The following is a 22,246-nucleotide window of genomic DNA, read 5'->3' on the forward strand; positions in this document are numbered from 1 at the left end:
CTGGTGGTGCGGTGGCCGTTGTCCGGTCCGCTGGAAGACAACGTTGTCATAGTGGCGGGAATTGAACGCCAGCGACGCGGGGATGTCAATGCCCGGTTCGTCCCGGGACCGACTTCCGAGTTCGAACCGTTACGGCCCCCGGAGTCGCTGTCCGGAATCGGACAGGGTTTGGCGGACCTCTTGACCAGGTGGTCTGTTCTTGTCGAAGGTGGGCGGGCAGCGACAACGTTGTCAGGAGGCGGCCTTTCCCATGCCTGCACGCACTTCGACCCGCGTCGCCGGGTTGCTCACCGCGCTTGTCGTCCCCGCCGGGCTGGTCACGCCCGTCGCGGCGGCGGCGCCCGGTGGCGACCCCGTGGACGCGGTCAACACCTTCATCGGCACCAAGGACGACGGCAACACCTTCCCCGGCGCTTCGGCCCCGTTCGGGATGACGCAGGTCAGCCCGATCTCGTCGCATTACGCCGGCTACCGCTACGACGACACCGCGATCCGCGGTTTCGGGCATTTCTTCCTGTCCGGGGCGGGTTGCTGGGAGCAGGGCGGCCTCGTGTCGACCCTGCCCACCACCGGCGCGGTCGGGCCCGGCGCGGCGTTCGACACCACGAAACCCGAGACGTTCGATCACAAGAAGTACGCCTCGCCGTACACGCACGAAGGCGAGGTCGGGAAACCCGGCTACTACAAGGTGCGGCTCACCGGTTACGGCGGCGTCGACGCGGAGACCACCGCGACCACGCGGACCGGTGTCGAGCGGTACACCTTCGCGAAGCCGGGCGACGCGAACGTTTTCGTCAACGTCGGCCAGGCCAACGACAAGGAACCTGTGACGGCGAGCCAGATCCGCGTCGTCGGCGACCGGACGGTCGAAGGAATGGTGGAGTCGCAGGCGTTCTGCGGCGGGAAACCGTACAAGACCTGGTTCACCACGACGTTCGACAAGCCGTTCAAATCCTTTGGCACCTGGTCGCCGACGGGCGGCGCCCCGGGCTCGAAGGAGTCCGCCGGCGGTGAAGGGCTGCGCGGCGCGTGGCTGACCTTCGGCGGCGGGCAGGTCACCGCGACGACGGCGATCTCCCATGTGGACGCTTCCGGCGCCAAGCTCAACCTGGCCTCGGAGAAGGCGCGTTCGTTCGACGCGGTCCGCGACGGTGCCCAGCGCGCTTGGCGCAAGGAACTGTCCTCAGTGGACATCAAGGGCGGTACGAAGGACGACCGCACGGTGTTCTACACGTCGCTGTACCACGCGCTTCTGCAACCGTTGACCGGCAACGACGCCGACGGCCGCTACCGCGGGTTCGACGACAAGGTCCACCGAGCGCTGGGCTGGACGTACTACGAGTTCTTCTCGTTGTGGGACACCTATCGCACGCAGAACCAGCTGCTCGCCCTCCTGCGGCCGTCGCGGGCGAAGGACGTCGCGAAGTCGGTCCTCGCCATCCACGACCAAGGTGGCTGGCTGCCGCGCTGGGCCTACGCGAACCAGGAGACGAACACGATGACCGGCGACCCGGTCACCCCGTTCCTGGTCGACCTGTGGCGTTTCGGCGCGCTGTCCGGACAGGAACTCAAGGCGTACCAGGCACTTCTGCAGAACTCGCGGGAGATCCCGCCCGCGTCCTCGCCGTTCCAGGGCCGCTCGGGGAACGCGAGCTACCAGAAGGACGGATTCGTCCAGTACGACAAGGACTTCCCGAAGAAGGGGCAGGACACCGACCCGAACCACGGCGCTTCGGCCACGTTGGAATACGCGCTCGCGGACTGCTCGCTGTCCATCATGGCCGCCGGTCTCGGCAAGAAGGACGACGCGAAAGCCCTGTCCGACAAGGGACGCAGCTATCGCACGCTGTGGGATTCCTCGGTGACGGATCGCGGCTTCACCGGCTTCTATCGCCCCAAGGTCACCGGTGGGGACTGGTTCAGCCCGGCGGACAAGCCGTACACCCCGCAGAGCCCGGACGGATTCCACGAGGGCACGTCCTGGCAGTACCAGTGGCTGACCCAGCAGGACGTGCCCGGTCTCGTCGAGCGCATGGGCGGCAAGGAGAACGTCGGCAAGCGGCTCGACGACTTCTTCGCCTACGGGGATCTGCTCAAGGACCCGGCGAAGACCGTGCGCGAGGAATGGGTCGTCGGCCCGTACAACTACTACAACCAGTTCCGCTACAACCCGAACAACGAGCCGGATCTGCACTCGCCGTGGATGTACACGCTGACCGGGCAGCCGTTCAAGACCTCGGCCGTCGTCCGCGCGGCGCACACGTTGTTCACCAACGCGCCCAACGGCGTCACCGGCAACGACGACCTCGGCACCATGTCCGCGTGGTACGTCTTCAGCGCGCTGGGGCTCTACCCGGCGGTGCCGGGCACCGGGCAGTTCCTGCTGAACGCGCCGCGGTTCGAGAAGTCGGTGGTGCGTCTGGAGAACGGCCGCGACATCACGATCAAGGCCGACGGCGCCGACGGGTCGAAGCTCCAGTACGTCCAGGGACTGGGATCCGGGTCGCAGCGGGCGTATGTCGGATTGGAACAGTTGACGCGAGGGACCACTTTGGACTTCAAGCTGACCGGGGATGTGGCCGAGGCCACCTGGGCGACCGGTGCCGAAGGGGCGCCGAAATCGCCCTGCGCGGGGTGATCCGAGTGGTTTAGACCGGTTCGTGCCGGGGGTCGTGAGCAGCATCACGACCCCCGGTGTTCCGGTGAGGGCCGTCACGCCTCACACTGGTATTACCACGTCCGACAGCGCTGTTGACGTTCTTGGCGAGTCCGCCTTGGACAGTGCTCGTCGGACGTAGTCATGTGTGTACCCATAGTGGTGAGACCCCACAGGAGGAGAAGTGTCCAGCAAGGCCGCTCTAGTATTCCGCGTGGCCGCGGTAGCCGAAGCCCTCTCCTGGGCCGGGCTGCTGGTCGGGATGTTCCTCAAGTACGCCGTCAAGCTCGGCGAGGGCGGCGTTCCCGTCCTCGGCATGGTGCACGGCGTCGTGTTCGTCCTCTACGTGCTGGTCTCCCTGTCCGTGGCGAAGCCGCTCGGCTGGCGCCCGAAGACCCTGATCCTCGCGCTGCTCTCCAGTATCCCGCCGCTGTTCACCTGGCTGTTCGAGTCCTGGGCGCTGCGCAACGGCAAGCTGGACGGCCCGCAGCGGCTGTCGCACGGTGGGGTCGGCCTGTTCGCCAAGACCCCCGAAACCGCCGCCGCCTGATCTTTCAGCGCGTGAAGGCCCCCGTCCTGCCGGAAGGGGGCCTTTCGCGTGCTCGCGGTTATTCGGTGAAGTCGCCGGTGGCCTTGCGGACCTTGGTGAGCAGGTCGGTCAGCTGCTCGGTCTGCTTGCCGGTGAGCCCGGTCAGCCCGAAGTCGATTTCGGTGACCGCCTTCGTGGCCTCTTCGCGGCGTGCGCGGCCTTCGTCGGTGATCTCGACCAGCGTGGTCCGGCGGTCGGTCGGATGGGGCACACGTTTGACCAAGCCGTCCTTCTCCAGCCTGTCGACGATGTTCGTGACGCTCGTCGGGTGCAGCTGCAGCCGCTCGCCCATCACGCGCATCGGCAGATGGGACGCGCGGGCGAAGGTCAGCAGGACCAGTGCCTCGTACCGGGCGAAGGTCAGCCCGTGCGGTTTGAGCGCGCCGTCCACCGCGGACTGGATGATCTGTTGCACGCGCATGATCCCGGTCACCGCGGCCATGGTTTCGGACGGCCCGATACGGGCCTCCCACAGCTGCGCCGCGCGGGCGATCGGGTCGAACGGCAACGGACGGCTCATGGCGCTCGAAGTTACCAGCGGGTACCCGTGCCACGCCGCACCACCGGGTGTTATGCGTGGGAAAAGCGTCTGAACGAGGAGCAGAAGATGATCGTGGCCTTCAGTGTCAGCCCGTCCGCGGCCGAGGAAGACGGCGGGGTCAGCGAGGCGGTCGCCCGCGCGGTGAAAGTGGTCCGCGAGTCCGGACTGCCCAACTCCACCAACGCGATGTTCACGAACATCGAGGGCTCGTGGGACGAGGTCATGGACGTCGTCAAGCGGGCCGTCGAGGCCGCGGGCGAGGGCTCGTCACGGGTCGGGCTGGTGCTCAAGGCCGACATCCGGCCGGGATACGAAGGCCAGCTGACCGCGAAGGTGGAGCGCGTCGAGAAGCACCTGAGCGACTGAGTCAGGGGAGCGGCGGGGTGAACGAGACCAGCCACAGCTTGTCCTTGACCGCGATGGCCAGCGGATAGCCGAAGGAGCGGCCGTCGCGGAGCTTCCCGCTGACGGTGGCCGAAGTCGGCGCGAGATCGTCCGGCGCGAACTTCACCGTGACGTCGTGGGCACCGCGGCCGGCCAGCGTGTCGATATAGGACTTCGCGAAGTCTCCGGCCGACGCGGGCGGGTAGTCGATGAGTCCGGAGAGGGCTTCGACGTCGTGCTCGTTGAGTGCGGCGGTGAGGCCTTCCCGGAGCTGCCCGGGACTGGCGACACCGGGGTCGGGCTGATGGGCGATCAGGACCGTGATGACGCTCACCCACGTGACGGCGATGGCGATCGCGACGGCCACGGTGGCCGTCCTGCGTGTCGGAATGTCGATCACCCCCTCGTGGCGAGCCTGCCGGAACACCGACGTCCTGCCAAGCGGGCAGCCGGGGGCATGCGGTGAAACGCTCGGGGATGCGTGCCAGGATGGAACCCGTGACACACCCACGCGGATCAGCATCGAAGACGGCGGCCCTGTCCGCCGCGCTTTCCGGCGCGGTCGACCTTTCCGCGCTCAAGGCGCGTGCCGAGGCGCCCCAGAAACAGCCCCCCGCCCCGCCGCGGCCCGCCGGAGGCGCCTCGCCGGGCGCCCCCGCCACGGCGGGCGCCGTGATCGACGTCACCGAGGCGACCTTCCAGGCCGAGGTCGTCGAACGCTCCATGCAGCAGCTGGTGGTCGTCGACCTGTGGGCCGAATGGTGCGGCCCGTGCAAGCAGCTCAGCCCCGTGCTGGAACGCCTCGCCGCCGAATCCGGTGGCGCCTGGGTGCTCGCGAAGGTGGACGTCGACGCGAACCCGCGCATCGCGCAGCTCTTCGGCGCGCAGTCGATCCCGACGGTCATCGCCATCGGCGGCGGCCAGCCGGTCGACGCGTTCTCGGGCGCCCTGCCCGAACCCGAGATCCGCAAGTGGCTCGGTTCACTGCTCGACGCGCTGCGCGACCGGCTGCCCGGGATCAAGGCCGCCGAGGAGAACGGCGGCGGTGTCGAGGTGCCGGAGGACCCGCGGTTCACCGAGGCCGAAGAGGCCTTCGAACGCGGTGACTTCGCCGCGGCGCAGGCGGCCTACGAGCGCATCCTGGACGTCGAACCGGCGAACGAGGAGGCCAAGACCGCGCTCGCGCAGGTCAAGTTCACCGCCCGCGCCGAGGCCGCCGGCCCGGACGCGATCGCGAAGGCCGACGCCGACCCGGCCGACCTCGACGCCCAGCTCGCCGCCGCCGACCTCGAAGTCGCGGGGCAGCAGCCCGAGGCGGGCTTCGCGCGGCTGATCGCCGTCGTGCGGCGTACGGCGGGCGACGAGCGCAACAAGGTGCGGGAGCACCTGGTGGCGCTCTTCGACCTGTTCGACTCGGCGGACGAGCGTGTCATGAAGGCGCGCCGGGATCTGGCGAGCGCTCTTTACTGAGCCAGGCCTCGTGAGTGGCAAGGACGGTTAGAACCGTCCTTGCCACTCACGACCCCCATCCTTACCCGTACTGCTGCGAACAAACCGCGGAGCTCTCCAGGTAGCCCTTCCGCAGGGCCTCGAGCCGCTCGAAACCGTTGTCCACGCGCTTGCCGTTGACGTCGGCGGAGACCAGGCTCTCCGGGCTCAGCAGATCCGAGATGGCCTCGTCGAGGTCACCGGCCGAAAGCCGCAGCGTCGCGCCGGGCACGGTGCTGGCCTTCGCCCACGCGCCGACCAGGCAGGCGGTGCGCAGTCCCGCGTTCGCGTTGTCGATCGACGCGCCGACACCCTTCTGGATGCCCATCGCGTACCGGGACGCGATTTCCGAGAACGCGGCGAAGTCGCCCTTGCCCTCGCTGTGCCCGCTTTCCCATTCGGCCTGCTGGTCGACCGGCTGGGCGAGCTCGCGCAGCTTGGCCATGTCGATGCTGACGGTGTTGTTCGACGGGCAGTACGACGCGGGCGGGGTGCTGGGGCCGCCGGGGCAGCTGCCGTTGCCGTCCTCGGTGATCTCCGGGCCGGGGACACCGGCGCCCTCGAAGGCCTTGTCCAGGCTCTTCTTCAGGATCCCGATGATCTCGGCGTCGAGCTTCTCGTCGCCCTTGCCCTTGTCACCCTTGTCGAACGGGCGCTCGGTGATCCGCGCCTTGATGTTCTCCTCGTTCATCGCGGCGCATTCCTTCGGGCCCTTCTCGAACCCGACCTGGAACGCGTACGTGCGGTCGAACGCCGTGCCGTGCGCGCCCTGTTTGGTCGCGCTGGTGCCCGCCTGGTCGCGGATCAGGAACAGCGACGCCATGACCTGGTTGAGGCCTTCGGACGTGGAGACCCGGTAGTACTTGCTCTTGTCCTCGGCGACCCAGCGGAAGTAGCCGCCGGCGAAGCAGTCGGCCTGCTGTTCCTTGACGATCGACGGGGTGTTCTTCTTGATGCCCGCCTTCTCGGCGAGCCGGTACTGCACGGCGTGCCCGAGCTCGTGCGACAGCACGACGGCGCCCGCCATCTTCCCGAACCGCTCGCGCAGCATCGGCAGCAGCACGCCGCGGTCCCACGCCACCAGGTCACCCGGCGGGCAGTAGAACGCGTTGACGAGCTTCTTGACGCTCCCGCATTCGGTCTCTTCGTCGTCGGTCTTCGCGCTGTAGGACAGCAGCGACTTCAGCGGCTCGTACGGCTGCCCGAAGTCGCGCGGCATGACCTCGGTCCAGTAGGCCTGCGAGTCGGCGATCGCGGCGATGGCGAGCTGGTCGTCTTCGGAGCCGTCCTCGTTGCGGACCTGCAGGTCCGGCTTCGGCGCGTTCGGCTTGAGCCCGCTCTCGAAATGCGTGACCGGCAGGCCGGCGATGTCACCGGCTCCCGGCTGGCTGCCCTGCTGGCCGGTCGAGCTTCCCTTGTCGCTGCACGCGCTCAGCCCGAGGGCCAGCACCGTCGCGACCGCGATCAGAGCCGGGCGGCGAAAGCCCCGCACTCCCCCTTGGATCATGTTCACTCGCTTGTCGTCAGGGCCCCGACCGGGCCGCGTACTCCGGCAAGCACGGACCCTACCCAGCGCTTATGGCCCGCGTGCAGGTAATCCCCGAAGTGGGTCTTGAGCGGGGCGGGGGCCCTGCCGATATGGTCGCTCCTCATGAGAGCAGTCCGCCGGTTCACCGTCCGCGCGAGCCTGCCGGAGTCGCTTTCCGGCCTCGGTGACCTCGCCACGAATCTGCGCTGGACCTGGCATCCGCCCACGCGCGATCTGTTCGCGTCGATGGACGCGGAGCTGTTCGACCGCGTTCGCGATCCGCTGCGGATGCTCACCGCCCTGCCGCCCGCCCGGCTCGACGAACTCGCCGTCGACGACGCGTTCCTGGCCCACGCGCGCGAGGCGGTCGCCGATCTGGACCGCTATCTCGCCGAGCCGCGCTGGTACCAGAAGCAGGACGACCCCGATCTCCCGTCCGCCGTCGCGTACTTCTCGATGGAGTTCGGCGTCACCGAGGCGCTGCCGAACTACTCCGGCGGCCTCGGCGTGCTCGCCGGCGACCATCTCAAGGCGGCGTCGGACCTCGGCGTGCCGATGGTCGGCGTCGGGCTGCTCTACCGCGCCGGGTACTTCCGGCAGGCGCTGTCGCTCGACGGCTGGCAGGTCGAGCACTACCCGGTGATCGACCCCAACGCCTTCCCGCTGGAGCTGCTGACCGACGGCGGCGAACCGGTGCTGGTCGACGTCGCGATGCCCGCCGGGCGCACACTGCACGCGCAGATCTGGAAGGCCCGCGTCGGCCGGATCCCGCTGCTGCTGCTGGACACCGACACCGAGGCCAACGACGAAGACCTGCGCGCGGTCACCGACCGGCTGTACGGCGGCGACGCCGACCACCGCATCCGGCAGGAGATCCTGTCCGGGATCGGCGGCTTCCGCGCGGTGCGGCGCTACTGCGAGCTGACCGGGCATCCGCAGCCGAAGGTGTTCCACACCAACGAAGGCCACGCCGGATTCCTCGGGCTGGAACGGGCCCGCGAGATCATCCAGGCCGACGGGCTGGCGTTCGACGAGGCGCTTCCCGCCGTCCGCGCGGGCACCGTGTTCACCACGCACACGCCGGTCAGCGCCGGGATCGACCGGTTCCCCGTCGATCTGGTCCAGCGGTACTTCACCGACGGCAGGCTGGTGCCGGACGTCGATCCGCGCCGCGTGCTCGCCCTCGGCGCGGAGGACAACCCAGGCCTGTTCAACATGGCGCATATGGGCTTGCGGCTGGCCCAGCGCGCGAACGGCGTCTCGGCGCTGCACGGCCGCGTCTCGCGGCGGATGTTCTCCCGGCTGTGGCCCGGGTTCGACTTCGACGAGGTGCCCGTCTCCTCGGTCACCAACGGCGTCCACGGGCCGACCTGGGTGGCGCGCGAGCTGAGCGCGCTGCTCGGACGTAACTACGAGGAGCTGGGCCTCGACGGCGCGCAGGGCAAGCCGCTGCGGGACGGCGTCACCGACGAGCAGCTGTGGGCGCTGCGGCGGGAGCTGCGCGAGAAGCTGGTCGCCGAGGTGCGGCGCCGGGTGCGGGCCGCGTGGATGCAGCGTGGCGCGTCCGCGCTCGAACTCGGGTGGACCGACACGGTCTTCGACCCGGACGTGCTGACCGTCGGCTTCGCGCGCCGCGTGCCGACGTACAAACGGCTCACGCTGATGCTGCGCGACCCGGAGCGCCTGCGCGCGCTGCTGCTGGACGAGCGGCGCCCGATCCAGCTCGTCGTCGCCGGCAAATCGCATCCGGCCGACGAGGGCGGCAAGCAGCTGATCCAGCAGATCGTCCGGTTCGTCGACGATCCCGAGGTCCGGCGCCGGATCGTCTTCCTGCCGGACTACGACATGTCCATGGCGCGCTACCTCTATCGCGGCTGCGACGTCTGGCTGAACACGCCGGTGCGGCAGCTGGAGGCGTGCGGCACCTCGGGGATGAAGTCCGCGCTCAACGGCGGCCTCAACCTGTCCATCCGCGACGGCTGGTGGGACGAGTGCTACGACGGCAGCAACGGCTGGGCGATCCCGACCGCGGACGGCGTCACCGACCCGCTGCGCCGCGACGAACTGGAGGCCGCGGCGCTCTACGACCTGCTGGGCCACCAGATCGCGCCGCTGTTCTACGACCGCGGTGCCGACGGCGTGCCCGGTGGCTGGCTGTCGATGGTGTGGCACACGCTGGAGACCCTCGGGCCGCGTGTGCAGGCTTCGCGGATGGTGCGGGAATACGTCGAATCGGGTTACCTGCCCGCCTCGCGCATGGTCGCGGAGGCCACCGGCGACGGCTATCGCGGCGCGTTGTCGCTGGCCGACTACCGGACCAAACTGGACGTTTCCTGGCCGCGGGTGCGGATCTTCGACACCGAACTGCTCGTCGAGGATTCCGCGCCGATGGTCACCGGCACCGAGGTGACCATCCGGGCGAGGATCGACCTCGCCGGTCTCGAACCGTCCGAAGTGGACGTCCAGGCCGTCGTCGGCAAGGTGGGGGACGGGGACGAATTGAGCGACCCGGTCACAGTCGGCATGTCGGGCGACGGGATCGGCGCGTTCGCGGCGCGGCTGAAACTGCCGCATCCGGGCTCGATCGGCTACACCGTCCGCGTGCTGCCGAAGCACCGTCTACTGGCCACACCGGCGGAATTGGCGCGCGTCGTCCACGCTTAGGCCGGTACCGAACAAAAGAAACCTCCGATTCTCGTTTTCCGCCGAACAATGCGGAATGGCCCGGTGAAATAGACTTTGCCGGGCCGATCGCGAATCGCGGAGGAATGGTGGCTTCGGCGAAGGAAACGAAAACATCGCGCAGGGCGAAGGACCGGCTTCACCATGTCCACGCCCGCGCCGGGATCCGGCAGGACGGCCTGCGTCACGCGCTGGGGCCGGAACTGCGGGACATCTGGGGCATCGCCGACGACGCCGAGCCGGGCCGGGTGCGCGAGATCGTCCTTCTGCGGCTGAACCGCGTTCTCGAGCGGTTCGCCGACCCGCTCATGCCCGAGATCGTCTGGACCGCCTACAACCTCGGCGTCGATCCGGTGACCGGCGGCGCGGGCATGGTCGGCCGGATCAGGACCATGGTCGGCCGCGGCCGGGTCGCCGTTTCCGAGCGGACCTGCACCAGGCGGTTCTACGACTTCCTGGGGAGTGTCAAGAACAGCCTGGACGGTTTCCAGGAGGACCTCACCGGCGAAGATTTCAAGCTCGCTTCGCGGTGGATCACCGAAAACGTGCGTCCCGAGCGGGAGCGAGGTCCGCGCGATCCCGTCCCCTCGATCATGCGGATGTTCCTCGACGGCACGGTATGCGGTCCGGCGGACGAGGCGGGCGCCCCGATCCCGGCCCGCCTCGGCGCGCACGGCGAGTGGCTCTGCGTCTTCACCGACGAGCGTCTGCTGGCCGAGTACCGCGCGGTCACCGGCGCGGGCTGGGCCCGGATCCGGCACCGGACCGGCCGCGAGGTCGTGCTCGCCGCCGCCGGCCGCGACGCGGCGACCGGGGTGCTGGTCAACCCCAGGCCGACGCGAGGCGCCGGGATCCACGCCGCGCTCCCGCTCTCCCCGGATTCGATCGCCCGGCTCGTGGTCCGCTAGGGAACGGCCGGCGTGCCGCCTTCCCGGATCGGGAGGCCGGCCGAACGCCAGGCGCGGAAACCGCCTTCGAGGTCGGTGGCGCCCGGCAGGCCGAGCCGCTGCAGGTCGGCCGCGGCGAGGCTCGACGAGTAACCCTCGTTGCACACGACGATCACCGTCGAGTCCGGTTCCACCTGCGGCAGCCGCCACTCGCTGTCCGGCGCGAGCCGCCATTCGAGGTGGATCCGCTCGACGACCACCGAGTCCGGGATCTCGCCCTCTTCGAGCCGGTTGACGTGCGGGCGGATGTCCACGATCAGGGCGCCGTCGCGCTGCAGCCGCAGCGCCCGCTCGGGCACCGCCCGGTCCAGTCCGGCCCGGGCGGTGGCCAGCAGCGTGTCGATCGCGCTCATCGGCCCAGTATCGGGGCCAGCGAGGGGATCTCGGCGGGAACGTCGGCGAGCGTGGTGTATTCGCGGGTCGCGACCAGCGGCGGCGAGTAGGCGTGGACGCTGGCGGCGGGTTCGGTGCCGATACCGGTCACCTGGTGCGCGCGGCCCGCGCCGAAGCCGATGCCCTCGCCCGCGACGTGCGTGCGGCGCCGGACCGGGCCGCCGGGGTAGCGGTACTCCTCGCCGAGTTCGCCCTGCAGCACGGTGAACGAGCCGGACGCGCCGCCGTGGTCGTGCGGTTTGGTCAGCTGGCCGGGCAGCCAGGACAGTAGCCAGAGTTCGACGCCGTCGGTCAGCGCGAGGCGCGCCCACCAGCGGTGGTCCGCGTCGAAGCGCAGCAGGCCGCGCAGGCCCGAGGTCAGTTCGGTGGCGACGGTGGAGGTCAGGTCGGCCAGTTCCCGGGGCGTCCAGAGCAGACGGTCGGGGTGCAGCAGTTCCGGCAGCAGCGGGTCGACCAGCTGCGGATGGATTTCGAAGTCCTGGCGCGGGGTGATGGACGTGGTCACGGTGAGGCTCCTCGTGGAGGTTCGCGGGCTCGGAAGCAGGGCCGAACGCGGCGCGACACGGGGGTGCCGTCGGAAGAGTGAGGACTCAGCCGTGTCGCGCGGTGGTACACCCGCACGAGGCGACGAGGAGCAGGTCGATGGCCCGGCGGCGCCAGAAAGAGCCCCCGATGACGGGGAAGGCGGCGGCCACGGACCTGATCACGTGCTCGATGCTGCCACAGCGGCCGCGTCCGGGTCGCTTCGTCCCACTCCCTGGACCAGCCGCTTTCCACCGACCGGCGGCCCGGTGCACACACGCGCGCGAGTGCGGACACAATGGGCGCGTGAGCGAGCCGATCCAGCCCAGCGAACTTGACGACCTCGTGGTGAGGATGACCGGTGTCGGGGTCCGCCGAACAGGCAACGACCTCCTCGCCGACCTCGATTGGACCGTGGAACTGGACGAGCGCTGGGTGGTGCTCGGCCCGAACGGCGCGGGCAAGACCACCCTGCTCCGGCTGGCCGCGGCTGAACTCCACCCGACCTCGGGAACGGTCGACCTGCTCGGCGACCGGATCGGCAAGGTCAACATCTTCGAGCTGCGCCCGCGGATCGGGTTCACCTCGGCCGCGATCGCCCAGCGTGTGCCGGGTGAGGAGCGCGTCGTCGACGTGGTGGTGAGCGCCGGGTACGCCGTCGTCGGCCGCTGGCGTGAGGAATACGACAGCCTCGACACCGACCGCGCCATGGAGCTCCTGGGCGCGCTCGGCATCGCGCACCTGGCCGAGCGCACCTTCGGCACGCTGTCGGAGGGCGAGCGCAAGCGGACCCTGATCGCGCGTTCGCTGATGACCGACCCGGAGATGCTGCTGCTCGACGAGCCCGCCGCGGGGCTCGACCTCGGCGGCCGCGAGGACCTCGTCGCCAGGCTTTCGGAGCTGGCCCTCGACCCCGAGGCGCCCGCCATGGTGCTCGTCACCCATCACGTGGAAGAAATCCCGCCGGGATTCACCCACGCGCTGCTGCTGCGCGACGGGCGCGCGGTCGCGTCCGGGCTCGTGGACGACGTCGTGACCAGCGACAACCTGTCCAAGACATTCGATCAGGACCTGCTGCTCGAACGGTCCGGTGATCGCTTCTTCGCCCGTCGCCGCTGACGGGTCGTACTGACCGGTAGCCTGCAATCTGTCTTGGACGGTTAAGGAGGACGGCGTGGGAGAGTTCGTAAGTCTCGAGGTCGAAGGCGGGGTCGGCACGATCCGGCTGGACCGCCCGCCGGTCAACGCGCTGAACAACCAGGTGCAGGCCGAGCTGGCCGAGGCGGCCCGTGAGGCCTCCGAGCGCGACGACGTGCGCGCCGTGATCCTCTACGGCGGCGAGAAGACCTTCGCGGGTGGCGCGGACATCAAGGAGATGGCCGAGCGCACGTACCCCGAAATCGCGAAGTTCGGCGCCGCGCTGACGGCGTCGCTGGCCACCATCGCGAACATCCCGAAGCCGGTCGTCGCGGCCATCACCGGCTACGCGCTGGGCGGCGGCCTCGAACTCGCGCTGACCGCCGACCGCCGGATCGCCGGCGACAACGTCAAGGTCGGGCAGCCGGAGATCCAGCTCGGCGTCATCCCGGGCGCCGGTGGCACGCAGCGCCTCGCCCGGCTCATCGGCCCGAGCAAGACCAAGGACCTCGTGTTCACCGGCCGGTTCGTGAAGGCCGAAGAGGCCCTCGCGCTGGGCATCCTCGACGAGGTCGTGGCACCGGACGACGTCTACGCCGCCGCGCACAAGTGGGCCTCGCAGTTCGCCAACGGCCCGGCTGTCGCGCTTCGCGCCGCGAAGGCCGCCATCGACGGCGGTCTCGACACCGACCTCGCGAGCGGGCTCAAGCTCGAATCCCACCTCTTCGCCGCGCTCTGGGCGACCGAGGACCAGCGCAACGGCATGAAGTCGTTCATCGAAAACGGCCCTGGCAAGGCCACCTTCGAGGGGAAGTAAGCGCGATGACCCAGGTGAACGACCCGGCGCCGAATCCGCACGCCACCGCCGAAGAGGTCAAGGCCGCCTTCGACGACCCCAAGCTCGCCAACGTGCTCTACCACGACTGGGAAGCCGGGACGTACGACGAGAAGTGGTCCATCTCCTACGACGAGCGCTGCATCTCCTACGCGACGGACGTGTTCAACGCCGTCGCCGGTGAAGACGGCCAGCCGTACCCGACCGCGATGGAACTGGGCAGCGGCACCGGTTTCTTCCTGCTGAACCTGATGCAGGGCGGGGTGATCAAGAAGGGTTCGGTCACCGACCTCTCGCCGGGCATGGTGCAGGTCGCGCTGCGCAACGCCGAGAACCTCGGCCTCGACGTCGACGGCCGGGTCGCCGACGCGGAACGGATCCCGTACGAGGACAACAGCTTCGACCTCGTCGTCGGGCACGCGGTGCTGCACCACATCCCGGACGTCCGCGCGGCGTTCGCCGAGGTGCTGCGGGTGCTGAAGCCGGGCGGCCGGTTCGTCTTCGCGGGCGAGCCGACGAAGGTCGGCGACTTCTACGCGCGCAAGCTCGGCCAGATCACGTGGTACCTCACCACCAACCTGACGAAGATCCCGGCGCTGAACGGCTGGCGTCGCCCGCAGGAGGAACTCGACGAGTCCTCCCGCGCGGCCGCGCTGGAAGCCGTGGTCGACATCCACACCTTCGACCCGTCCGACCTCGAGTCGATGGCCCGCGGCGCGGGCGCGCAGGACGTCCGCGCGGTCACCGAGGAGTTCGCCGCGGCGCTGGCGGGCTGGCCGATCCGGACCTTCGAAGCCGCCGTGCCGCAGGAGAAGCTGACCCTGCGCTGGCGTCTGTTCGCGTACCGGTTGTGGCTGCGGCTGTCCGCTTTGGACAAGAAGCTGCTCGCCAAGGTGCTGCCGCGCGAGCTGTTCTACAACGTGATGATCACCGGTACCAAGCGTCCCTAGGTGCCGTATCAGTTCACGCTCGACGACGTCGCCTTCCTGTGCTCCGGCACGGGAAGCGCGGCGCTCGCCGAATGCTCGTCGCTGCCGCTGACCGACAAGACCCGTATCGCCGACGTCGCCGCCGTGCGCCGCATCGCCCCGGACCACGCGGCAGCGGTGCTGGAGACGGTGGTGCTGCGGCGGAAATCGTCGTCCAAACTGGACTCCGCGGGCTCGTGGCTGTTCACCGGCGATGCACTCCAGCAGGCCAGCGCCACCCTGGTCGCCCGGCACCGGGCCGCGCGGCTCGCCGGCCGTGACGTGCACGACGTGACGTGCTCGGTCGGTGCGGACCTGGTCGAGATCGCCCGCGTCGCCTCGACGGCGCTGGGCTCGGATCTGGACGAAGTCCGGCTGGCGATGGCGCGGCACAACGCTTCCGAGGCCGGGGTTTCGCCCGCCTTGCTCAGGGCCGACGCGTTGCGGCCGGTCAGTCGTGATTCGGTCGTCGTCGCCGACCCCGCCCGCCGTGACTCCGCCGGGCGCCGGGCGTGGAAACCCGCCGACTTCCTGCCGCCGCTGGACGGTCTCGTCGAGGCGTATCCGGGCCGCGAACTTTCGGTGAAATGCGCGCCGGGTCTCGATTTCTCGATCGCACCCTGGGCGGACGAGGTCGAACTGGTCTCTTTGGACGGTCAGGTCCGCGAGGCGTGCCTGTGGCGCGGCGTGGGCTCGACGGTGTCGCGCCGGGCGACGGTGTTGCGTTCGGACGGTGCACAGTGGACGGTCACCGACGCCGACCCCGACGAGATCCCCGCACGCGAGCCTGGCGAATGGATCGTCGACCCCGACGGCGCCGTCGTCCGCGCCGGACTCGTGCGGCATTACGCGGCGCGGCACGGTTTGTGGCAGCTCGACGAACGCATCGCGTACCTGACCGGCGACACTCCGCCGCCGGGAATCCGGGCGTTCCGGGTGTTCGAGCACGGACCGTACAGCGAGAAGAATCTTCGTGTAGTGCTGAAAAAACACGATATCGGTCGGCTGGAGATCCTCGTCCGCGGTCTCGACATAGACCCGGATGCCTTGCGCCGCAAGCTGAAACCTCGCGGAGGTGAAGAAGCTACTTTGGTACTGACCAGAATCGGTCGTTCTGGAGTAGCGTTCCTTTGCCGCGCACAGCTGACGTGAGGAGCATTTCCATGAGCCGGTTCACCGGTCTGCTGAAACTGGCCGCCGCCGCGGCCGCCGGAGCCGTCCTCGCGGGCGGCGCCACCGCCGTCGCGAACACCGACGACGCCACCTGGCGGCGCGGTCACGAACCCGCGAACATCGGCCAGGTCAAACTCGACGTGAAGGCCTACTACGGCGATGTCGTCGGCAGCGACGGCAAGCACGCGTACTCCGAGGGCAGCCGGTTCGTATCCGACACCAAGCGCCAGGTCGAGGACGCCAAGCGCTACCTCACGCGGCGGCTGGACCGCGGCGTGGAGAACCCCGCCGTCGTGTTCGACGTCGACGACACCGCCGAGGTCACCTACGGCTGGGAAGCGGACAACGACTTCGGCTTCGACCCGAAGAAGCAGCAGGAAGCGATCGACAAGGGCACGTTCGTCGCGAACAAGCCGGTACTGGAGCTGGCGAACTGGGCCGCGCAGCGCGGCGTGAAGATCTACTTCCTGACCGGGCGCAACGAGTTCCAGGGCCCGCAGTCGCTCAAGAACCTCGCGAACGAGGGCTACCCGGCGCCGGCGGGGGCGTTCTTCAAACCGAAGACCACCGCGCCGGACTACCTGCCGTGCGGGCTGACCTGCACCACCGTCCAGTACAAGGCGGGCACGCGGAAGCACATCGCCTCGACCGGCGTGACCATCCTGGCCAACTTCGGCGACCAGTTCAGCGACCTCGAAGGCGGGTACGCCGAGTTCCCGGTCAAGCTGCCGAATCCGATGTACTACCTGCCCTGACGGGAATATCCGCGCGTTCGGCGTCGCTGTGCCCGGTATGTCTGACAAAAAGGTGTTGAAGCCCAGCGCGGACCACCCGATCACGGTGGCGCCGAACGAGGCGCGAGTGGTCGTCACGATCGGCGGGAAGGTCGTGGCGGACAGCGCGAACGCGCTCACCCTGCGGGAGGCGAACTACCCGCCCGCGCAGTACATCCCGCGTGCCGACGTCGACTTCGACCTGCTGGAGCGGACGGACCACTCGACGTACTGCCCGTTCAAGGGCGACGCGTCGTACTACAGCATCCGCACCGGCGATGGCCTCGCCGAGAACGCCGTCTGGACCTACGAGGCGCCGCACGACGCGGTCGCCGAGATCAAGGACCACGTGGCGTTCTATCCGACGAAGGTCGACTCGATCGAAGAGCGCTGACCCTCACGGGAGCTGGTTGATCCGGTCCCCGTCGGCCGCGAGCGAAGTGTCGGACTCGATCCGCCAGGCCTCCAGGCCCGGCGTGTCCAGCAGCGCGTCGATCAGGGCCTCGTCACCCGCGACGAGGGTCGAATCGAAGTCGACCTCGGTGGCGACGCACCACGCGCGGTCGTCCGGCCAGAACAGGTTGGGGGACTGCGCCTCGAACCAGTTCGGCCGGGGCCGCCAGCCGAGTTCGGTCGCGGCCGTCAGCGGCCCGTGGAACAGCAGGTAGTCCCGGCCGGGATGGCGCAGGCGAGGCGCGGCGAGGTGCTCGCGGGACAGCGTCGCCTCGTCGGCCCAGCCGTAGCCCTCCCAGAGGCAGAACCAGACGTCGGACGTGGCCGTGTGTTCGCCGAGCACGGCCAGCAGCGCGGTGAGGCTGTGCGACGGCAGCGTGCCCCGGTCCGGCGGGGAGCCACGCCAGAGCGAGCCGGTGAGATTCACCGGATCCGGGGAGCCGACGAGCGCGTGCCACTGCATCGCGCCATGGGCCCGGCGTCCCGTCTCGGCCGCGGCTTCGCGCCAGCTCGCCCAGCCGCCGCGATCGCGCTCGGCGGGATGACAGAGGCGCGCGTACGCGGCGTAGCCACGCGGAACCGTGCGGCCCGCCGCGCCGAACGCCCCACCGAGCCTGGGGGAGATCCACTCGGCGGGGGACGGGTCGAGCACCGGCAGCAGCACGACGGCAAGTCTTCAGCATGATCAAGTGACGCGCATCTTGTCGGTGGCCGGGGGCATACTGCCGGACGTGGGTGTTCCGCTGCGTCGGCGTTCGGGCCGTTCGGTGTATCGCGAAAGCAGGCCGGTCGCGGCGGTGGCCGGCGTCGTGGAGAGCGTCTGGACGGGCTTGGTGGGCTGTCGCCGTCCGCTGCGGGTGTTCCCGGACGGCTGTGTGGACCTGGTCTGGAACGGGACGGAGATCGCCGCGGTCACGACCGTGCGAGGTGTGCTGCGGCACGAGCTGCCGTCGGCGGAGTGGACCGTCGGGCTCCGCCTGAAGTGCGGCGTCGGCGGTGCGGTGCTGGGCCTGCCGATGACGGAGTTGCCCGCGGGCGCCACCCCGTTGCGCGACCTGTGGGCCGCCGGTGCTCGTCGCGCGGAGTCCGAGCTGGCCGGGTGCGGGACGCCCGGCGAGGCGCGGACGGTGTTGGAGACGCTGGTCGCCGAGCGGCTCCGGGACGTCGAGGTGGACGGGCTGTCGATCGCGGCCGCTCGCGCCTTGAGCGCGCCCGGTGCCCGCACCGATCGGGTGGCGGCCCGGCTGGGTGTGAGCGAGCGTGGGCTTCGGCGGCATGTCCGGAACGACGTCGGCGTGGGCCCCAAGGAGCTTCAGCGGGTGCTGCGCTTCCACGGGTTCCTGAAGCGGGTCGAGGCCGTGGCGCGCGATCACGCGTCGCTCGCCGATGTCGCCGCCGATGTGGGCTACGCGGATCAGTCGCATCTCGGGCGGGAGTGCCGCTGGCTGTCGGGCGCCTCGCCCGGCGCGCTCGTGCGTTCCTGGACTGGCCGAAACGTTCCAGACTGAGCCGGCCCGCCGGGGCGAAGATCGGGAAGTGCTCGAACCTTTCCGCGTCACCATCGACATCCGTACGGACGATCTCGACATCAACGGTCACGTCCGCGGCCCCGCCTACCTCGCGTACGCCGATCACGCGCGGTGGGAATGCGTGTGGGCGGCCGGGGTGGACCCGTTGGCTTTGCGGGCCGGGAACCTCGGCCCGGTCAACCTCGAAACGACGATCCGGTTCCGCCGCGAGCTCCGCGCCCGCGCGCGCATCGACGTCTTGACCCGGTTCGCCTGGGAGCCGGGCAAGGTGTCCCGGGTCGTCCAGGAGTTCGTGGCGCCGGACGGTGCCGTCGTCGCCGAGGTGGAAAGCCTCTCCGGGCTGATGGATCTCGAGTCACGGCGCCTGGTCCCGGACCCGGGGCGGCATTGGCGGCAATACGCGTCACGGCCGGAAGTCCTCGGCCTACCGTGATCCGGCTGCCGGCCTTTCGTAGAGGCTGGTGGGCCATTTCGCTTGAGGCGGGTCTGCGACGTGCTCGAAACCCGCGCGCTCGTAGTACCCGCGCAAGGCCGGGTTGTCCCTCGTGGTCGCCACCCGGACGAAGGCCTTGTGGTGAGCCGTGGCCTTCTCACCGACCCAGTCGACGATCCGGATTCCGAGCCCTGCACCGGCCGCTTCCCGGGCCACCGCGAGGCGGCCCACATAGTAAGCCGGTTCCGTGGTTTCGCCCCAGAGCTCGGGATCCGCCTCGGACACCGCGCAGGTCGCGATCGGTCCACCGGACCCGACGATCAGCAGCGCCTCGCCCGCCCGGATCTGTTCGTGGACGGATTCCCGGGGAAACCGTTGCGGCCATTGGTGAATTCCGCGCGTGGCCAGCCAAGCCGCGGCTTCGGCGAGGAGGTCGAGCACGACGTCTTCCTCGCCCGCGCGGGCCGGGCGGATGGTGGTCTCCGGGGTGAGCGGCTCGGGCCCGGCGAGGATCGGCATGCCTCGATGATGCCCCGGCGGTGGTTGGATGGCCGTCGTGGTCGACGAGAACCTCGTACGGAAGCTGATCGCGGCACAGTTCCCTCGGTGGGCAGAGCGGGCGATCGAACGATGGCCCTCGGGTGGCACGGTCAACGCCATGTTCCGGCTGGGCGACGACCTGGTCGTGCGGTTGCCCCTGACCAAAAGCGGCGCGAAGGACGTCGCGCTGGAACAGGAGTGGCTTCCCCGAATCGCGCCGAGGCTGCCCACACCGATCCCGGAGGTGCTCGGGGCAGGCGTGCCCGCCGACGGATACCCGTGGCCGTGGTCGGTGTACCGCTGGCTGCCGGGCGAGAACCCGCGGCCGGAAGCGCTCGGCTTACCCGTGCCGCTGGCCGAAGACCTGGCCGAGTTCGTGCTGGCGATGCGCTGTGTCCCGCCTGGATCGGCGCTTGCGCACCGCGGCGGACCGCTCGCGACGTTGGACGCGGAGACCCGGTCGGCGATCGAAAGCCTGCGCGCGATTCCGGAGGAGAACGTCGATTGCGACACCGTCCTCGCGCTCTGGGAGGAGGCTTTACGGGTCCCGGCATGGGAGGAGGCACCGGTGTGGCTGCACGCCGATCTGATGCCGGGCAATCTGCTGGTGGTTGGCGGCCGCCTTTCCGCGGTGATCGACTTCGGCTGCATGGGCGTGGGTGATCCGGCCTGCGACCTGTTCCCGGCGTGGAACCTGCTGCCCGCCGACGCGAGAGGCGTCTTCCGGGAGGCGTTGGGCGTGGACGACGCGACCTGGAACCGCGGCCGCGGCCGGACGCTCTCGCAGGCGCTGATCGCCCTGCCGTACTACCGCACGACCAACGTGGCCATGGCGGGCAACGCTCGGCACGTGATCCGGGCGGTGCTGGAGGAAGAAGGGCAGGCATGACTCTCCGGCTGGCCGAGGTCACGCCCGCGAACTTCGACGCCGCGATCGATCTGAAGGTCCATCCGGCACAAGAGCATCCCGGCATCGCTTGGCCCCGCCTCATTTTCGACGGCGACCGGCTGGTTGCCAGGTGGCGGTGAGGCGGTTTCCACCGCGGCGGCGGATCTCGGCGGTCACGGCCTCGGCCACGAAGCGACCGTAGTCGCGACAGACCAGAGCGGATGTCGGTGCCGTGCCCTCACCCGCGAAGTCGATGTCCAGGAAGGCCATGAGGAAACCCACCGGCGAGGACGGTCCCGAGCGCTTCTACCCTCAAGCTCGGCTTCCGGTTGACGGGAGAGATGAGCGGCGACCAGGTGGTCGGGGAGCTGGCGTTGGCTTAGGAGTACCTGATCGGCGGGCAGGGGCGGACCCCGGCCGTGAGTTCTCACGGTGGCCGGCTGTTCGGTTTCGGCAGCTTCACAGGTCGGCCTATGTCCTGAGGTGCATGGTGTTGCGTCGTGGTGTGCCGGTGGGGTCGAGGTAAGCGGGTGGAGTGAATTCGGGTAGGCCGTCTTGGGCGATCTGGACTTTCCATTCACTGCGGTGGATCAACCGATGATGCCGAGTGCACAACAGGACGAGGTTGTCTATTTTCGTTTCGCCGTGGTGTCGCCAGAAAACAATGTGATGAGCCGTGCAACGCGGGACTGGCATGTCGCAACCCGGGAAGGCGCAGCCGCCATCGCGGATAGTGAGCGCATATTTCTGCGCCAGTGACACGGTGCGTTTCGATCGGCCGATGTCGAGCGGTTCGCCTGCCGTGCCGAGGACGCCGGGTCTGACGCGGGCGTCGCAGGCGAGAATCCGGGCGTCGGTGGCGCTGATCGGACCCACCAGGTCCAGGTGGGCTTCACCGATGTCCCGGATCAAATCGTCGTAGGACATGGTGATGAGGATGTGGGTGGCTTCGCCTGCTTGGCCGGGGAGATTGCGGCTGGTGGTTTTCAACCGCACGTAGTCGGTGAAGGCGTCCCCGTAGCGTTCATCCTGAGTACGGGAGTCCCGCACGCCGTCGATGGCCTTGTGCGGCTTCGCCATCGGATCCAGGTCGGACTTCAGGCGAGCGTAGGTTTCGAGGTCGAGTCTGGCTTTGAGTCCCAAGGTGCCGTCGCGGTGCTTGATGAACCGCAGTTCCGGGCGGGTGTCTTTGGGATCCTCGTTGCGGGGTTCTTTGCCATCAGGATCGAGTTCGTCGAGCAGGCGGCGTCCGGCCCGGGCGATCTGCCGTGGCCCCGCACGCCGGGCCAGCTCGACCAAGATCTTCTCCCCGGCCCGCACGTCCGCTTCGGGCACCGTGGAGGGGATCCGGGCGAGGGTCTTGATGATGGCGTCGATCTGGCCGCCGCCGATCGCGCCTTCCGCGGCTGCTTCGGCGGTGAGCGGTGCCAGGGGCGGCTCGGGGTCTCCGCCAATCGACGGACCGGGATGCAGGGCCAGCACCCGGTCGGCGCGGGCGCTGGCTTCCTTGTCCGACAACAGGAAATCCTCGAGAATCAGCCCGGCCAACGTCGAATGACCGCTGCAGCCACGTATCCCGCGGGAGTTGATTTCCGCGAGGATCGCGTTCTGCTCGGCATCCAGTTGGCGTTTCAGGACTTCGAGTTCTTGTTTGCGGGCGTGCAGCGTCGCCGTGTCGACGCGCCACCACTCGGTGGACGTCTTCGGGGAGGCATCGTCGCTGGACACAAGATCAACGATACGCCGATTCGAACACCTGTGCTATCACATATTCAGACTATATCGA

24 protein-coding genes are annotated in these 22,246 nt (G+C 69.3%); 16 read left to right on the plus strand and 8 right to left on the minus strand.

What is annotated here, in order from left to right; genetic code table 11:
- The first annotated feature begins 250 nt into the window (after positions 1–250).
- A complete protein-coding gene (locus MJQ72_RS17840; protein WP_240600425.1) occupies positions 251–2,638 on the plus strand; it encodes a GH92 family glycosyl hydrolase in 2,388 nt (795 codons plus the stop codon).
- Between the two features lie 202 nt (positions 2,639–2,840).
- On the plus strand, positions 2,841–3,206 hold the full coding sequence (locus MJQ72_RS17845; protein WP_034315490.1) for a DUF3817 domain-containing protein: 366 nt from the start codon (positions 2,841–2,843) through the stop codon (positions 3,204–3,206).
- 58 nt (positions 3,207–3,264) lie between these two features.
- On the opposite strand, the gene MJQ72_RS17850 is transcribed toward MJQ72_RS17845, so the two are convergent.
- Positions 3,265–3,765 (minus strand): MarR family winged helix-turn-helix transcriptional regulator, encoded by a 501-nt coding sequence (locus tag MJQ72_RS17850; RefSeq protein WP_037341773.1) that lies wholly within the window; start codon positions 3,763–3,765, stop codon positions 3,265–3,267.
- 87 nt (positions 3,766–3,852) lie between these two features.
- Between MJQ72_RS17850 and MJQ72_RS17855 the strand changes: the two genes are divergently transcribed.
- Positions 3,853–4,152: a thiamine-binding protein gene (locus MJQ72_RS17855; protein ID WP_016336630.1), complete on the plus strand. Its 300-nt coding sequence runs from the start codon at positions 3,853–3,855 to the stop codon at positions 4,150–4,152.
- A gap of 1 nt (position 4,153) precedes the next feature.
- On the opposite strand, the gene MJQ72_RS17860 is transcribed toward MJQ72_RS17855, so the two are convergent.
- Complete coding sequence (locus MJQ72_RS17860) at positions 4,154–4,537, minus strand: hypothetical protein (RefSeq protein ID WP_396426955.1); 384 nt, start codon at positions 4,535–4,537, stop codon at positions 4,154–4,156.
- A gap of 131 nt (positions 4,538–4,668) precedes the next feature.
- Between MJQ72_RS17860 and MJQ72_RS17865 the strand changes: the two genes are divergently transcribed.
- Positions 4,669–5,640: a tetratricopeptide repeat protein gene (locus tag MJQ72_RS17865; RefSeq protein WP_240600427.1), complete on the plus strand. Its 972-nt coding sequence runs from the start codon at positions 4,669–4,671 to the stop codon at positions 5,638–5,640.
- 61 nt (positions 5,641–5,701) lie between these two features.
- Here MJQ72_RS17865 and MJQ72_RS17870 read toward each other — a convergent pair whose 3' ends face one another.
- Entirely contained in the window at positions 5,702–7,165 is a 1,464-nt protein-coding gene (locus MJQ72_RS17870; RefSeq protein ID WP_240600428.1) for a neutral zinc metallopeptidase, read from the minus strand.
- Positions 7,166–7,309: 144 nt separating this feature from the next.
- On the opposite strand from MJQ72_RS17870, the gene glgP reads away from it, so the two are divergent.
- Together glgP and MJQ72_RS17880 are read left to right on the plus strand one after the other, a co-directional pair.
- A complete protein-coding gene (gene glgP / locus MJQ72_RS17875) occupies positions 7,310–9,850 on the plus strand; it encodes an alpha-glucan family phosphorylase (protein WP_240600429.1) in 2,541 nt (846 codons plus the stop codon).
- A 104-nt stretch (positions 9,851–9,954) separates the two neighbouring features.
- Entirely contained in the window at positions 9,955–10,776 is an 822-nt protein-coding gene (locus MJQ72_RS17880; RefSeq protein ID WP_240600430.1) for a hypothetical protein, read from the plus strand.
- Here MJQ72_RS17880 and MJQ72_RS17885 read toward each other — a convergent pair.
- Together MJQ72_RS17885 and MJQ72_RS17890 are read right to left on the minus strand one after the other, a co-directional pair.
- Positions 10,773–11,168: a rhodanese-like domain-containing protein gene (locus tag MJQ72_RS17885; protein ID WP_240600431.1), complete on the minus strand. Its 396-nt coding sequence runs from the start codon at positions 11,166–11,168 to the stop codon at positions 10,773–10,775. The genes MJQ72_RS17880 and MJQ72_RS17885 overlap by 4 nt on opposite strands.
- Positions 11,165–11,713, minus strand: coding sequence for a cysteine dioxygenase family protein (locus MJQ72_RS17890; RefSeq protein ID WP_240600432.1), 549 nt, complete (start codon positions 11,711–11,713; stop codon positions 11,165–11,167). Before MJQ72_RS17890 ends, MJQ72_RS17885 begins: the two co-directional genes overlap by 4 nt.
- A 323-nt stretch (positions 11,714–12,036) precedes the next feature.
- Between MJQ72_RS17890 and MJQ72_RS17895 the strand changes: the two genes are divergently transcribed.
- The 6 genes from MJQ72_RS17895 to MJQ72_RS17920 are packed head-to-tail and all read left to right on the plus strand — an operon-like array spanning position 12,037 to position 17,010.
- Complete coding sequence (locus MJQ72_RS17895; protein ID WP_240600433.1) at positions 12,037–12,849, plus strand: ABC transporter ATP-binding protein; 813 nt, start codon at positions 12,037–12,039, stop codon at positions 12,847–12,849.
- Between the two features lie 55 nt (positions 12,850–12,904).
- A complete protein-coding gene (locus MJQ72_RS17900) occupies positions 12,905–13,684 on the plus strand; it encodes an enoyl-CoA hydratase/isomerase family protein (protein ID WP_005167845.1) in 780 nt (259 codons plus the stop codon).
- 5 nt (positions 13,685–13,689) lie between these two features.
- Positions 13,690–14,652 carry a class I SAM-dependent methyltransferase gene (locus tag MJQ72_RS17905; protein ID WP_240600434.1) on the plus strand — a complete coding sequence of 321 codons (963 nt, stop codon included), beginning with the start codon at positions 13,690–13,692 and terminating at the stop codon, positions 14,650–14,652.
- Positions 14,653–15,822 (plus strand): THUMP-like domain-containing protein, encoded by a 1,170-nt coding sequence (locus MJQ72_RS17910; protein ID WP_240600435.1) that lies wholly within the window; start codon positions 14,653–14,655, stop codon positions 15,820–15,822.
- A gap of 11 nt (positions 15,823–15,833) precedes the next feature.
- On the plus strand, positions 15,834–16,598 hold the full coding sequence (locus MJQ72_RS17915) for an HAD family acid phosphatase (protein WP_240600436.1): 765 nt from the start codon (positions 15,834–15,836) through the stop codon (positions 16,596–16,598).
- A gap of 37 nt (positions 16,599–16,635) precedes the next feature.
- Positions 16,636–17,010, plus strand: coding sequence for a DUF427 domain-containing protein (locus MJQ72_RS17920; RefSeq protein WP_038509252.1), 375 nt, complete (start codon positions 16,636–16,638; stop codon positions 17,008–17,010).
- 3 nt (positions 17,011–17,013) lie between these two features.
- Here MJQ72_RS17920 and MJQ72_RS17925 read toward each other — a convergent pair whose 3' ends face one another.
- A complete protein-coding gene (locus MJQ72_RS17925) occupies positions 17,014–17,733 on the minus strand; it encodes a hypothetical protein (RefSeq protein ID WP_240600437.1) in 720 nt (239 codons plus the stop codon).
- A 25-nt stretch (positions 17,734–17,758) separates the two neighbouring features.
- Between MJQ72_RS17925 and MJQ72_RS17930 the strand changes: the two genes are divergently transcribed.
- Together MJQ72_RS17930 and MJQ72_RS17935 are read left to right on the plus strand one after the other, a co-directional pair.
- Entirely contained in the window at positions 17,759–18,577 is an 819-nt protein-coding gene (locus MJQ72_RS17930) for a helix-turn-helix domain-containing protein (protein ID WP_240600438.1), read from the plus strand.
- A gap of 28 nt (positions 18,578–18,605) precedes the next feature.
- The gene (locus MJQ72_RS17935; RefSeq protein WP_240600439.1) at positions 18,606–19,031 is read left to right on the plus strand and encodes a thioesterase family protein; all 426 of its coding nucleotides are present in this window, start codon (positions 18,606–18,608) and stop codon (positions 19,029–19,031) included.
- On the opposite strand, the gene MJQ72_RS17940 is transcribed toward MJQ72_RS17935, so the two are convergent.
- Complete coding sequence (locus tag MJQ72_RS17940) at positions 19,023–19,550, minus strand: N-acetyltransferase (RefSeq protein WP_240600441.1); 528 nt, start codon at positions 19,548–19,550, stop codon at positions 19,023–19,025. The genes MJQ72_RS17935 and MJQ72_RS17940 overlap by 9 nt on opposite strands.
- Before the next feature lie 28 nt (positions 19,551–19,578).
- Between MJQ72_RS17940 and MJQ72_RS17945 the strand changes: the two genes are divergently transcribed.
- Positions 19,579–20,460 (plus strand): aminoglycoside phosphotransferase family protein, encoded by an 882-nt coding sequence (locus MJQ72_RS17945; RefSeq protein ID WP_240600443.1) that lies wholly within the window; start codon positions 19,579–19,581, stop codon positions 20,458–20,460.
- On the plus strand, positions 20,457–20,600 hold the full coding sequence (locus tag MJQ72_RS17950; protein WP_240600445.1) for a hypothetical protein: 144 nt from the start codon (positions 20,457–20,459) through the stop codon (positions 20,598–20,600). The genes MJQ72_RS17945 and MJQ72_RS17950 overlap by 4 nt, the downstream gene beginning before the upstream one ends.
- 331 nt (positions 20,601–20,931) lie before the next feature.
- On the opposite strand, the gene MJQ72_RS17955 is transcribed toward MJQ72_RS17950, so the two are convergent.
- A complete protein-coding gene (locus MJQ72_RS17955; protein ID WP_240600446.1) occupies positions 20,932–22,188 on the minus strand; it encodes an HNH endonuclease signature motif containing protein in 1,257 nt (418 codons plus the stop codon).
- Between the last annotated feature and the right edge of the window lie 58 nt (positions 22,189–22,246).

The organism is Amycolatopsis sp. EV170708-02-1, assembly GCF_022479115.1.
Lineage (GTDB): Bacteria > Actinomycetota > Actinomycetes > Mycobacteriales > Pseudonocardiaceae > Amycolatopsis.

What these genes read in the sequence shown, in the direction of transcription:
- MJQ72_RS17840 (WP_240600425.1), top strand. Translation starts at nt 251, where the DNA reads ATGCCTGCACGCACTTCGACCCGCGTCGCCGGGTTGCTCACCGCGCTT.
- MJQ72_RS17850 (WP_037341773.1), bottom strand. Translation starts at nt 3,765, where the DNA reads ATGAGCCGTCCGTTGCCGTTCGACCCGATCGCCCGCGCGGCGCAGCTG.
- MJQ72_RS17855 (WP_016336630.1), top strand. Translation starts at nt 3,853, where the DNA reads ATGATCGTGGCCTTCAGTGTCAGCCCGTCCGCGGCCGAGGAAGACGGC.
- MJQ72_RS17870 (WP_240600428.1), bottom strand. Translation starts at nt 7,165, where the DNA reads ATGATCCAAGGGGGAGTGCGGGGCTTTCGCCGCCCGGCTCTGATCGCG.
- glgP (WP_240600429.1), top strand. Translation starts at nt 7,310, where the DNA reads ATGAGAGCAGTCCGCCGGTTCACCGTCCGCGCGAGCCTGCCGGAGTCG.
- MJQ72_RS17880 (WP_240600430.1), top strand. Translation starts at nt 9,955, where the DNA reads ATGGTGGCTTCGGCGAAGGAAACGAAAACATCGCGCAGGGCGAAGGAC.
- MJQ72_RS17885 (WP_240600431.1), bottom strand. Translation starts at nt 11,168, where the DNA reads ATGAGCGCGATCGACACGCTGCTGGCCACCGCCCGGGCCGGACTGGAC.
- MJQ72_RS17905 (WP_240600434.1), top strand. Translation starts at nt 13,690, where the DNA reads ATGACCCAGGTGAACGACCCGGCGCCGAATCCGCACGCCACCGCCGAA.
- MJQ72_RS17915 (WP_240600436.1), top strand. Translation starts at nt 15,834, where the DNA reads ATGAGCCGGTTCACCGGTCTGCTGAAACTGGCCGCCGCCGCGGCCGCC.
- MJQ72_RS17920 (WP_038509252.1), top strand. Translation starts at nt 16,636, where the DNA reads ATGTCTGACAAAAAGGTGTTGAAGCCCAGCGCGGACCACCCGATCACG.
- MJQ72_RS17940 (WP_240600441.1), bottom strand. Translation starts at nt 19,550, where the DNA reads ATGCCGATCCTCGCCGGGCCCGAGCCGCTCACCCCGGAGACCACCATC.
- MJQ72_RS17945 (WP_240600443.1), top strand. Translation starts at nt 19,579, where the DNA reads ATGGCCGTCGTGGTCGACGAGAACCTCGTACGGAAGCTGATCGCGGCA.
- MJQ72_RS17950 (WP_240600445.1), top strand. Translation starts at nt 20,457, where the DNA reads ATGACTCTCCGGCTGGCCGAGGTCACGCCCGCGAACTTCGACGCCGCG.